We start from the raw sequence: 12,826 nt of genomic DNA, 5'->3' as shown, positions 1-12,826 counted from the left end.
AACCTAGTTTATGATACTCATTCCAAGATTTGATATTATTCCCCATGGCGTAAAACTAAATGGGAACACATACGAAGCAGTATTTAAGGTTTCGGTGTCAGTAAGGCAATTTGAGAAATCATATGTTTTTCGCGACTCAAATTTTAAGGTTAGTACTGAAGATTTTAGTGATTTTATTAGAAGTATTAATAATTATCAGTTCAATCTATTGTATGAAAGTGGTAAGGTGAAATTATATGTACGTCCACGTCCATCTGAGACTGATCCTGCGGATCAGAGTCATAGATTGGAAGGTTATTTTAACTTTGCCAATGTTGTAAAAACTAACACACCAACAGTTGATGGACAAAGACGTGCTCACACTACAGAAAGTAGCCCGCTTGGAATGTTAGCACCCTTAGAAACGAAAGTGTTTAAAATCCGGACTGAGGGAGAAGAAATACCCCTATTCCAAATAGATGGTGATTTAATTAATACAGATGGAAAGGCAAGCCACTATAACAGTATTTTACAATCGAATAAAAAGTATGCCAAATTTCGTGAGCAACAGGATTCTCTTCGAAGAAAAGAGGAAGAGCCATTGGATTTTCGTGTGGTTTATGCCAATATTATGAATGAGCCGTTGTTGGCAGAGCAACATTTTGGTATCGTAAGGGAATTTAACCTAGATGCCGATAAAATGCTCGGAAGTACAGACGACTTATCCTATCAGGTTGAAGTAATAACCGAGATTCCTGCAATTAAAATTCCTGATATAGAATTAAGTATTGCAAAATACAGACTGTTAAAAAAAGAGGGCAAATACTATAATGGTTTGAAGAAAGTCTTTTTCTCTAAAAGCGATTTTAAAGAAGTAGTACCAACTTTTCATGATTTATACAAAGCTTATCTTGAGAAAAAACAGCCGCATCCTGACGGGATATATCTCAATGTGTTATACGGCCCCAAAAAAAATGAGAAGGGTGAAGAGATACCAGGAGAACTTCACGATCCTTTTGACGACCCCGGAATCAAAGGGTATAATGCTGTTGTTTTTAGCGATTCATACCGATCTCTTAGCTTTCATAAAATAGAATACATTTTTACAAATCAGAAAAAGTATTATGAATACACTACTTCAGGCACTTTAATGGCACGGTCTGAAATCATTACCCAAGACGATGCGGGTCGGACACCAGAAAAAAAAGCCTACCGTAATAATGTGTTGCTAGCCTGGCGTGGTGACAACCTTTTAGTAAACCGTAATGCGAATGCGAAGTTGGAAGAAACCGAATCCAAAAACCAAAACAAACCGAAAATGGAAGTCGGAACAGAATATCGGGCCGCTACAACAGAGTGTGAAGATGTATTCATAAACCAAGAGTTCTTCTCTATTACGGAAAGCCTTCTGAATGATACCCAAACTCAGCTCATTGCGGGCCGTGACTATTATTTTTTACTGAGAACTGTCTCTTATCTTGAACATTATATGCCTATTGCCGCAGAAATTGCTGGAAAGCCTGAACAGAAATATACGATGACAGTGGAAGATTATATTTCTAGTCAGGTGGAATTGGAAAAACATACAATAACCACCAAGCCAGTTACACCTTACTTTCATTCTGCGACTGAGCTTCCAATAAAGTCGGTTGACATTATAGGTAAAAAGAAATTTGGCGATAAAAACACTGGTTTTGTAGACAATGGAAACCATATTGTCTTAAACCGTATAGACAATGAAAAGAAGGAAAAAAGATTTATTTACCCGCCATCCATCAAACTTGAAGATATCCGGATCTTAGGTTATCAATCACCGGAATTGATCAAGATGGAAGGCGAAGCACAGCTTACACGTGATGAATTTGTATACAGATGCATCAGAATGGAAAAGCGTAATGCCAATACATTGCCTGAACGTGCCAATAGACGAACAACAGTAGATTATCTTGCCGACCCACGAGGAAAGAAATTACTATTTGTTCCAAATGACTTATATACCCTCTTGCAGTTGCCTAAAACACAATTTAAGGAGGTTTATGAGTTTAGTAAGCGATATCCGTTTTATGATGATACCGAATCATCAAAACTTGAGCTTCGTTTCAGTAAGGGTACCAACTCCTCACAATTGCTTTTGAATGACGAAGTATTGTATAGCCACATTCCGCAGGGGATTTTTAACTTTAATATTTATGTGGCTGATAAAGCATTTGGTATAGATGAAATCAAACGATACAATTCAACTCCTCTGAAAATATCCTGTGTAGACAAACCGAAAGTACCGGAAATCAGTATTGTTCCTAACTTCGCTTTTGAAGCCAGCAGAAATCCTGCGAAAGACCCGGCTAAAAACTACTGGTTCCTTCCAATTGAAATGGATGAAAGTAATACCTGGAAGTCTCTGAAATATATAGAGGAAACGACCGTACTTAATCTTAACCAAAGTGATTATTCCAAGCTTTTAAAACGGAAACTCAGAAAAGGCATGAGTTCGTACGATCTTATGTTTGATGAGTATCCTTACGAAACTTTCCTGACTACCGAAGGTAATGTAGATTATAAAGGGGAACTAAGAACCTCCATATTTCCTGAAAAGGTAAAAATTTCTCTCATGGCTTCCCAATCGCTCAAGCTTGCGGATGACAGCATCTTTATGTCGCTCATGCTAAATGACAAAGAAAAACTTATTGTCAGAAGTTCAGGATCGGAATTATGTCTCTATATGAATGATGTTTTCCTTGGGGAACAAGCTGAGCAGTTTGAACTTCAAATTGTTTTTAACCGTGATGAAAATTGTTTCGATATTATGAGGGGAGAAAAAAAGATCAGATCCCTAACCAATTATATTAATCCTGACATTTCAGTCAAGGACATTGAGATATCACAAGAAATCCTACATCTACTTTATCAGCATGGTTCAAATTGTAAAATTAACCTTGAACGTGCGGGTAGCTATATTTTTGTAACTGACAATCGCCATCCCTATTCAGCAAAGAAACGGGTAAAGCTGTTTGCATCTTCACCATATCAGGCTTATTTTCCAAAAGTTGAATCTGAATTTAGTCTTGGTACTACGGGTAGTGTCTTTGATATAACGATACCAAATAACACCCGTCCCTTAAAACCCGTAATTGAGGCTGACGTACTACTTATGTATACCAAAGACGAATCTTGGCATGATAAAGAGATCAAAAAATTTAAAAAGACCAAGACACAGTCGCTTGTAAGAATTACCATGGATGCAGATTTCATGATGGAAGGGCATAATAAGCTTGGTATAATAATTCGGAACATCGTTCGCGACAATCAGAACATCATTCTCGACCCCACTTTTGGAAAAGTTTCTTTGATAGGTGATGATATTACAAAACTAAGTAAAACTGATTTTACGAACCAGACATTGAAAAACATGCTCGATAATACGGATCTCGACAAACCATTATTTAAAAAATACTTGGCTGATGAGGCAATCCAAAACTATCATATTGAGGGACAAGACTATGAAGTGCTTTTATGTACACCATTCTATAATTCCTTAATCAGGAAGTGGCAGGTTATATTACCTCTGGGAAATTTCATTGAAGCCGAATCAATGTTTGTAAAACTATCTTGTGTAAAAATTAGCGAAGGTCACGGATTTGATATCGTACAAGGGCAAAACGTAACAGTGCAACGTGATTTAACAGGAACCAATCTGTCACCCATTACTGACCCTATTATTTTCCCAATTTACAGCCCAAGGGAAATATCAATACAATGTCAAAAAGATACTTATCGAATCCAGTATAATGGCCCTGTTTCAAATAAGTTGTTTTTTGTGATTTATATTAACGATGATGATGGTGTTTCAACGATTATGGACAAAAATGGCACCAAAAATTTTGTTTCATTCAGCTGTCCCGCTGCCAATGATCCGCAAGAAAATGGAAGAATTTTGTTGTTTTCACAAACAGATATTATCATATCGAAAAAGAATGCGTCAAAGCTCCTTGTGCTGGAATTTGAGACTCATGACAATTTTAAATTACAAGATTTTAAGGCTCTTCAAAATTTTAAAGGTAAAATCTCTGATGCACCAGTATTTGTTGCAGAAAACCCAATGTTTGACATTGATGGAATTAGGCTTATCAACGCAGCAGAATTTAAATTGTAAATCGTACATAAATTGTTCTAAAATGAACCACTAAACCTAAAAGAAAAAGATAAAATAGCTACGAACATTATTGCAATTTTAACTCACCACTATCATTGACAACCAAATCAATATAACCTAACAAATAGAATACCTACAATACAAAAGTCGAACAAGCAAAAGACAGACTATAAACAATAAAGCTTGCAACAGAGCCGCTGAAAACTATTCAGAGTAAAATATCAATTCAAAATAATAATAAAAATAAAAAAAATGGCAACTTATACAACATCTAAAGGAAGAGCAGTTCAACACTGCCACATTCAACCCTGTTTTGAAAGGGAGTTTACTTCTGCTGAAATAGTAAGCATCTCAAATTGGTTAAGACAAAATTTCCCTAGCGTAATTATCGTTGCTCCAGCTACTAGACAATACAATTGTCACGGTAAAGCACACGCAAATGCACATGGTTGGTTCAATGACCCTCAACCATTCATTGGAGATGATTACATTCAAGCAACTATGGCTCAACCGAGGGTTAACGATGCTATTGTCTATGTTAAGAATGGACTACATACTCATAGTGCTATCGTTACACAAGTTAACGGAACTACAATTACACAATGCAGAAGTAAGTGGGGAGGTATGCATGAAGTTCTTCACGGTCTAAGAGAAGTTCCATCTGATTATGGAGACCCTATTTACTGTATCCGAAGAAGAGCTAGTGTATTACAAACTTTAAATTCTGATGAAATGAAAAAAGAAGACATTAAAAAAATGTTTGATGAAATTAAAAACCCAGACAATTATATTAGAGTTATACTTGCTAGTTCTCCTGAAGTAGCAAGAGCTATAATTCAAGACCTTTACGGAGTAGAAGAGATAAGCAATCTTGGGGAAGCAATGAAGAAAGAACTTATTAATGCTTTTGAGAGTGATGAAGCTCAAAATAATGAAACTTTAATGGCTATTTTATTATACATAATTCAGAGAAATCCGTTCCCTGAATTTAAAGAACCTTTGTCTAAATTGGTGCTTGAAAATAAATTCAGTTTTTTGATTAAAGAAATGCTTCCGTCTGCCTTTCTTTCAGTTCTAGGTGTAGACTTCATTCAATCATGTCCATTTGATGTTGCAGTGGCCGAAGCTAAAAAAATAGCTAAGAAATAAGCTATTTAAAATATCAGTTTGCAGCAATGGGGACTAATGTACTTCTATGAAATATTTGTGCTTAAGAGAAACATAGTTTTTCTACTAAGCTTTAGTGCAAAAAAAAATCCCCACTGCTGCATAGGCTATCAATAACCGGTTGAGCAACAGTAAAAAATCAAGTTACAATAACAATTAAACTCTTTTATGAAGCAAAATTCAACTATATTTCTTCAGGGAGGCACTGTGTTTGTAGGCTTTGTCGTACTCGCTAACAAGATTTGATTTCCCTTCACCGAAGAGAGAGTCATAAACTTAGATTTGTTCAGCATTTACTCTAATCCACTTATCTTGTATGGGTATGCCGCATCTATCACATTTTTATTATGTTGTATAAGTGATCAAATTACTTGAATATATTATACAAAATAAAGCATTCTCATTAAATTCGGTGAGAACTTTAAGATATATAAATATTGCACATCGTATTGAGTAGCTTCTTAATTATGAGGGCAGGATTAGACATTAAAAATGTTTCATGATAGATGTTGACCTATGGGGTTTCTTGCCATATTTATTGCAACTACTTTTCCTTCTCTCGCAGTTGCTATTGCAATAGCTCTGTTTATTATCAATTAAATTGTTAACTAAAAATAAAAAACCTTGTAAATCAGTTGTTTACAATGTTTTTTGTGGAGTGGATGGGATTACAATCGAACACCTTGTTCCAATTTTAACTTTTCTAGATAGTTTAAAAATGAAATCATAATATGTTGATATTTATTGTTTTAAGTTTTTTTTGGACGTGTGGAGTTTTAATGTTTATACTGTTTTTAGATAATTAATTTAAGTATAAACAGTAAATTTTGATAGTAAAAAAGAGGTTTGAAATAAAATTGAATTAAAGAGAAATAATTAATTTAAAAAGTGACTAGGAGTACAATCGAACTATAATTTTTTTTTAAATTGTGCTTCAATCCTAGCGAGGACGGGAGTTAAACCCTTGATCTCAGGTTTATGAATCGTACGGTTTATCTTTTTAATAGGGGGTAGTGTTTTGATTTTTAAATAGTTGTTGTATTTTTTATAGCATTTTATTTGGTTTTTATCATGTGTTTTCCTTGCTTGAGTGTTATTTGTTTTTTTGTCTAAAATAAAGCTCATTTTGATTTTCAAAAAAAACTATCATAGATGCAAATTATGATTATTTCTTAACTTTTTGTGATGGCTAAATTAGGATGTCCATTAAAAATCTTAGTTTTTTGTTTGTAAAGTCATATTTGAACTGAATTTAAAGTTTTTGAAAGAATATGTTTTAAGCATCTGTAAATAGTTTGTAAACTTGTATAAAAAATATTTTCAAAACTCATTTGAATTTAATTTTTTAGATTTTAGAGGTAGAAACTATATTGTTAACAAAAAATATAATGACAAAAAACAAAATCCATTTTGAAATTTCCGAAAGAAAAATGATTCTGCATATAGTGGACTTTTTCTGTGTATTTATAGCCTTGTATAATGTGGGGTACTTTTTCGACTTGGTTTATTTAAAAGCTTCAGTGTCTAATTTAATTTATTTAATGGTTTTGATTCTTTATCTTAAAGTTATTGGAACTATTTTTGAATTGTATATTCTTGAAGCAGCAAGTAATGAATTCGTAGTGACAAGAAATACCATTCTTACTGTTACAACAACGGTATTAGTGTATTTTTTGACACCAGTTTATTCGCCTGAATTACCAAAGAATCGTCTTCAAATCCTTGTTTTTTTATTGGTTATTTTATTTTCATTGATTTTATGGAGGATTTTTTATGCACGTTTTTTGGTCTCCAAACGTTTTCAGCAAAATGCTTTATTGATATGTGATGAGGATCAGTTAGAAGAACTTGTTTTGGGCTTGGAAAATTTAGATTCACATTATAAAATTATTGCGTATGTAAGTGATTCAAAAAATAAAAATCTTGAAAATTCATTCCATTCTAAGATAAGATGTATAATTTCGGCGGATTTAAGCACTTTTGTAAAAGAGAAAAACATTACTGAAATTGTTGTAGCTATTCAGAAACCAGATTGCATTACCGCTGAATTGCTCCAGCAATTATTAGAGTCAAGAATAGTAATTCGAGAATATTCGCAAGTATATGAAGCGAAAACACAACGTATTCCAGTGCAATATTTAGGGCGAGATTTTTATCGCTTTTTCCCTTTTAGTCGGAGCAACCAAAATCCCTTATATTTACTAATAGTTAGAGTATTAGAAGTTTTTTTTTCAGTTATTGGTTTACTGATTACGCTATTGTTGATTCCCATTATTTTTTTAGTAAATAGTATAGCTAACAAAGGAAGTTTATTTTATACACAAGAACGTGTTGGAAAAGACGGTGTGGTGTTTAAGATTTTAAAATTTAGAACAATGATTGAGGATGCTGAACTTGAGAATGCAATATTTGCTACTGCTCAAGATCAAAGAATCACTTCTTTTGGAAAATTCATGAGAAAAACTAGAATGGATGAATTTCCACAATTTGTCAATATTTTGAAAGGTGAAATGGCGGTAATAGGACCACGTCCAGAAAGACCATCCTTTGTGAAAGAATTTGCCAAGAGAATGCCTTTTTATGAAATAAGACATATTATAAAACCGGGGCTCACTGGTTGGGCACAGGTGAATTATAATTACAGAGATTCCTTAGAAGGGAGTTTAATAAAGTTACAATACGACTTGTATTATATTAAGCACAGGAGTTTTTACCTTGATTTTAATATTTCATTAAAAACAATAACCACTATCTTGTTTTACAGAGGGAAATAATGTTTTAAAATCCCTTATTCAAAATTTATTATTTCTGAGAATTGATTGTTCTTAGCTTCCGAGTACAGCAGTACATTTAGAAGTAAGTTAGCTTTTAAGGAAAAAGATAAAAAAGTAACAGATTTTGATTTTTAGTATCGGTTATTTTTGTTTTTCTATGTTTATTAAGGCCAGTTTTGGGAAAAAAAATGAATTTTTGCTTCCAACAAGGTATAATAATATGTAAGATTTAACTTTTTTAAACTACTATTTTAAACATGCTCGAAAAAGTTAGATACTATAGAGCATTTTATGGAAAGAAAGGTTAAGTATGAATTTAGAATCACGTTAAAATTTTTAAGCTTTAATTGAAGCCAATGAGTACAAGTCATAATGGAATTAAGGCGTAATTATGATCTAAAGTTACTTTTAAATCATACAAATATGGTTTGAAATAGTTTTCATTTACTAATTGAGATATTAATCAATCTTAGATTTTTATTACTCACAAAGATATGAGTAGTTTCATCCCATACTGATAAATCTTTGGCATATTTTAGTTAGCATTATTCATATTTAACTATATAAGCATGAGATTTAATATTTATACCGCTACAGGATCTTCAAAAGAAAATATTAAAATTAAATCATTGATTATCAGTTGTTTTAAAAATAAAATAACTAGAAATTTATGTTTAATAAAGGAGTCTATTTAAAGGTTTTATATTTAATCTTTATTTTTTTTTGAAAAAAATGTAATTTTTCATACATTTTTTTTTTTTATTTTAAATAAAATTTGTAGGTTCGCAACTACAAGATTTCTTTTCTTAGTCTTAATCCTCATATAAGAAAAATATTAACAATTTAGTGTAACTGAAGTGGCGCAGCTATATCCAATTGGATAGTAAAACACTGAAAAATAGATTTTCAAAATAAATTTTCTTGAACTACTTGATTTTAAAATAGCTGACGGCTATAATATTTAATTTTAATATATTTAATTTTATGAAGAGTATTCATTTTAGGAGTGGATGGTATGTCATTTACACAAAATCTAATTATGAGAAAAAAGTATATGATGTATTGAAGAGTGACTTTGATGTCTTCCTTCCTCTTAAAAAAACTATTAGGCAATGGAGTGACCGCAAGAAAACAGTTAATACGCCCTTGTTTAAATCATATATTTTTGTTTTTTTAAAAAATAGTGAAGATCAATCCAAAGCACTTAAAGCTGAAGGAGCCTATAGCTTTATCACCATTCAAGGGAAACCCGCTATTGTTACTGATAAGGAAATAAAATCAATTAAACTTTTTACAGGGGAATTATTAGATGTTGAATTGGCTCCATTTGAAATCTGCATAGGTGAAAAAAAGAAAATTAATTCAGGTCCTTTTTTAGGATATAATTGCTTTATTGTAGACTATAAAGGAAAAGAAAAAGTTGTTGTTCGGATTGATTCTCTTCGAAGTTGTATTACCGCAGAGATAAATAAGGTTCATCTAGCAGAAATAGTTTAATTATCCAGATTTATTAATGTAATCGATTGTTTATTTTAAAGAATAAAAATATATATGATATCAAATTATTTAAAAACCTCTTTTCGAAATCTTAAAAAAAGATTGCCTTTTACCTTAGTTAATATTATTGGATTAAGTATAGGTCTGTCTTGTTTTTTATTATTGATAGCGTACACTAATTACGAAGAAAATTATGAAGATTTTCAAGATAATAAAGAGCAACTTTATAGAATAGTTTTTGAACGATTTCAGGGAGATGAGTTAAAATCTTCTTCGCCCGCAGTGATGCCCTCACTTGGCTATAAAATTAAGGGTGAGATTCCTGAAGTTAAGCAAATGTCGCGTTTTTCAAATGGTTCAGGTATTGTGAAAAGTATACGTGTTACGGCCGAGGAGGAAAAGATTTATTATGCGGATGCAGATTTTTTTAAAATGTTCTCTTTTCCTTTAGAAGTTGGTAATCCAGATACGGTATTGGAGAATCCGAATTCAATTGTATTAACTGAATCTAGTGCTTTAAAATACTTTGGAAAAGAGGAAGCTGTTGGAAAAGAATTAGAGGTCGCTAATGAATTTGGAACAGCAAAGTATTACGTAACGGGAATTGTAAAAGATCTTCCTTTAAATACGAGTTTTAGTTTTGATTTTTTATGTTCTTTTAATTCTATAAATAAAGGTAAAAATTGGTTTGTAAACAATTGGATGTGGTGGTCATTTCCAACTTACGTAACCATTTCAAATAAAGCTGATTTAGAAAGTGTGAAAAAACAATTTCCAGCTTTTATAAAAAAATATAAAACAGATCCAATAGAAGCAAGTGTTACTTGGAACTTTAGTTTTCAACCAATAGAAGACATCCATTTAAAATCAGATTTCAGAAATGAAACAGTAAGAAGAGATACAAAAGCAAGAACATTGAATTTACTTAAAATTATTGCCTTTTTGATTTTAGTAATTTCTTGGGTAAATTACATTAATTTATCTACAGCAAGTTCAACAGAGAGAGCTAAAGAAATAGGAGTTCGTAAATCTCTTGGCGCTTATAAAAGTCAAATTTCAAAGCAATTTCTTACTGAAGCAGCTTTGGTTAATATTATTGCAGCTATCTTATCGATTATTATTATTATTATGATAATAAAACCTTTCAGTAAGCTTTTAGGCTTAAACTACAGTACGGAAATTTTATTACAGCCTACTTTCTGGGTATATCTATTGCCAATAATTATTGTTGGAATTATTGTATCAGGGCTATATCCCGCATTTATTTTGGCATCTTTTAAATCTACTGAAGTATTAAAAACAAAAACAATGAGTACTCCTGGTAGTGTTATGGTTAGAAAAGTACTTGTAGGAATTCAATTTGTTATTTCAATTATACTGATTACTTGCACTTGTATTATGATTAATCAGAATAACTTTATGAAAAATAAAGATTTAGGTGTAGATATTGATAAAATCATTGTAATAAAGAAACCTCAACTTCTAGAAAAGAAGGTTTACAAATCACAGATTAACAGTTTTATCAAGGAATTACATAAGGGTACAAATGCAAAATATACTACCGCAAGTTTTGCATTACCTTCAATTGAAAGTTGGGGATTAGCCGTATGGAAAAGTTCAGAAGATCCAGGAACTCAAAAAGTACATATGGTAAATGGGGTGGATGCAAATTATATCCCTACTTTTGGTCTAAAGTTGCTCGCAGGACGTAATTTTGATGAGAACAGAATATCGGATGAAAATGCCGTTATTATTTCAAGGAAATCACTTAAAATTCTTGGTATTGAAGATCCAAATGATGCTATTAATGTATCATTGAATATAGAAACTTTTGAAGATAGGCTTTTTAATATTATTGGAGTTATTGACGATTTTCATCACAATTCATTAAAATCGGAGATTGGAGGAATGATTCTTACTCCTAATACGGGATTATTTAGTCCTCCGAGGTATTTTTCTTTGAAGTTAGACAATAATAAAGTATTGAAAAATACAATTGGTGACGCAAAATCTATATACAAACAATTTTTTCCAGAAGATCTTTTCGAATATTATATTTTAAATGACAAATATCAATTGCAATACGTAGAGGAGGATAGAAATCAAAATGTATTTACCGTTTTTTCTTTTTTAGCCATTTTTCTGGCTTGTATTGGGATTTTAGGTCTATCTTCTTTTATAGCGTTTTTGAAAACACGGGATATTGCTATACGTAAAGTATTTGGAGCAGATAAAGATATTATCCTCTGGGTGTTATCTAAGGAATTTTTATACGTATTGATTGGAGCAAGTTGTATCGCTATTCCAATTGTCATTTATTTCATGAAAGATTGGTTGGCAGATTTTCCATATCGCATAGAAATTAGTTTTTGGCATTTCGCTATAGCTATTTTTTCAATATTCTTTATAACCTTGTTAGTTATTGGAGTTAATTTATATAAATCACTTAAAAGAAAACCAATACAATCGTTAAGATCAGAATAATTAATAAAAAATAGTAATTATAAAATGATAAAAATTAAAGTTTTAAAATAATAATCATGATAAAAACTGAAAACCTATCAAAAGTATTTAAGACGACAGAGCTTGAAACTTCAGCAATTGATAATTTAAATTTAGAAGTAAATGCAGGAGAGTTTATAGCTATTATGGGGCCATCTGGATGTGGGAAATCTACGTTGCTCAATATTTTAGGATTACTTGATAATCCAACTTCAGGCAGTTATCGTTTTGGTAATCAGGAAGTTTCTAAGTGTTCAGAAAAACAATTGACGACTTTGCGTAAAGGTGGTGTTGGTTTTATTTTTCAAAATTTTAATTTAATTGACGAATTAACTGTTTTTGAGAATGTAGCCTTACCGTTAGAGTACCTTAAAGTTCCAAAAAACGAAAGAAAAAAGCGTGTTGAAGAAGTTTTGAAACGTATTGGTATCGATCATAGAGCAGATCATTTCCCTAGACAATTGTCAGGTGGTCAGCAACAAAGAGTTGCTGTTGCTAGGGCAATTGCTTTTAAGCCAAAATTTATTTTAGCAGATGAACCGACTGGGAATTTAGATTCCAAAAACGGCAAAGAAGTTATGGACTTACTTTCGGAATTGAATAAAGAAGGAACGACCATAGTTATGGTGACCCACTCTAAAAGAGATGCATCATATGCGAGTAGAAATGTATTTTTATATGATGGAAAAATAGTCGATAAGTTAATTGAAGAAGAAGTTTAAAAGAATGATTAATCTCATAATTATTACATTATAGA

The 12,826-nt window shown here is 31.7% G+C and carries 6 protein-coding genes; all 6 read left to right on the top strand.

Translation table 11 applies throughout. The annotated features are described in order from the left end of the window. The first annotated feature begins 10 nt into the window (after positions 1 to 10). The 6 genes from H599_RS0107270 (at position 11) to H599_RS0107240 (ending at position 12,791) form a co-directional block, all read left to right on the top strand. Complete coding sequence (locus H599_RS0107270; protein ID WP_026713524.1) at positions 11 to 4,129, top strand: hypothetical protein; 4,119 nt, start codon at positions 11 to 13, stop codon at positions 4,127 to 4,129. A gap of 252 nt (positions 4,130 to 4,381) precedes the next feature. Next, complete coding sequence (locus H599_RS0107265) at positions 4,382 to 5,278, top strand: CHAP domain-containing protein (protein ID WP_026713523.1); 897 nt, start codon at positions 4,382 to 4,384, stop codon at positions 5,276 to 5,278. Between the two features lie 1,406 nt (positions 5,279 to 6,684). Further along, positions 6,685 to 8,070 carry an exopolysaccharide biosynthesis polyprenyl glycosylphosphotransferase gene (locus tag H599_RS0107255; protein WP_316930439.1) on the top strand — a complete coding sequence of 462 codons (1,386 nt, stop codon included), beginning with the start codon at positions 6,685 to 6,687 and terminating at the stop codon, positions 8,068 to 8,070. 984 nt (positions 8,071 to 9,054) lie between these two features. After that, positions 9,055 to 9,567, top strand: coding sequence for a UpxY family transcription antiterminator (locus tag H599_RS0107250; RefSeq protein ID WP_051590672.1), 513 nt, complete (start codon positions 9,055 to 9,057; stop codon positions 9,565 to 9,567). Between the two features lie 54 nt (positions 9,568 to 9,621). After that, positions 9,622 to 12,051, top strand: coding sequence for an ABC transporter permease (locus tag H599_RS0107245; RefSeq protein WP_026713519.1), 2,430 nt, complete (start codon positions 9,622 to 9,624; stop codon positions 12,049 to 12,051). 56 nt (positions 12,052 to 12,107) lie between these two features. Then, entirely contained in the window at positions 12,108 to 12,791 is a 684-nt protein-coding gene (locus H599_RS0107240) for an ABC transporter ATP-binding protein (protein WP_026713518.1), read from the top strand. Positions 12,792 to 12,826: the final 35 nt, after the last annotated feature.

The organism is Flavobacterium daejeonense DSM 17708 (assembly GCF_000425425.1).
GTDB classification, from domain to species: Bacteria; Bacteroidota; Bacteroidia; order Flavobacteriales; family Flavobacteriaceae; genus Flavobacterium; species Flavobacterium daejeonense.
This window is presented reverse-complemented; position numbering and strand designations above follow the sequence as displayed.

Bases quoted from the DNA above. Each gene is read 5' to 3' on its own strand.
- H599_RS0107255 (WP_316930439.1), top strand. From the start codon at position 6,685: ATGACAAAAAACAAAATCCATTTTGAAATTTCCGAAAGAAAAATGATT.
- H599_RS0107240 (WP_026713518.1), top strand. From the start codon at position 12,108: ATGATAAAAACTGAAAACCTATCAAAAGTATTTAAGACGACAGAGCTT.
- H599_RS0107250 (WP_051590672.1), top strand. From the start codon at position 9,055: ATGAAGAGTATTCATTTTAGGAGTGGATGGTATGTCATTTACACAAAA.
- H599_RS0107270 (WP_026713524.1), top strand. From the start codon at position 11: ATGATACTCATTCCAAGATTTGATATTATTCCCCATGGCGTAAAACTA.
- H599_RS0107265 (WP_026713523.1), top strand. From the start codon at position 4,382: ATGGCAACTTATACAACATCTAAAGGAAGAGCAGTTCAACACTGCCAC.
- H599_RS0107245 (WP_026713519.1), top strand. From the start codon at position 9,622: ATGATATCAAATTATTTAAAAACCTCTTTTCGAAATCTTAAAAAAAGA.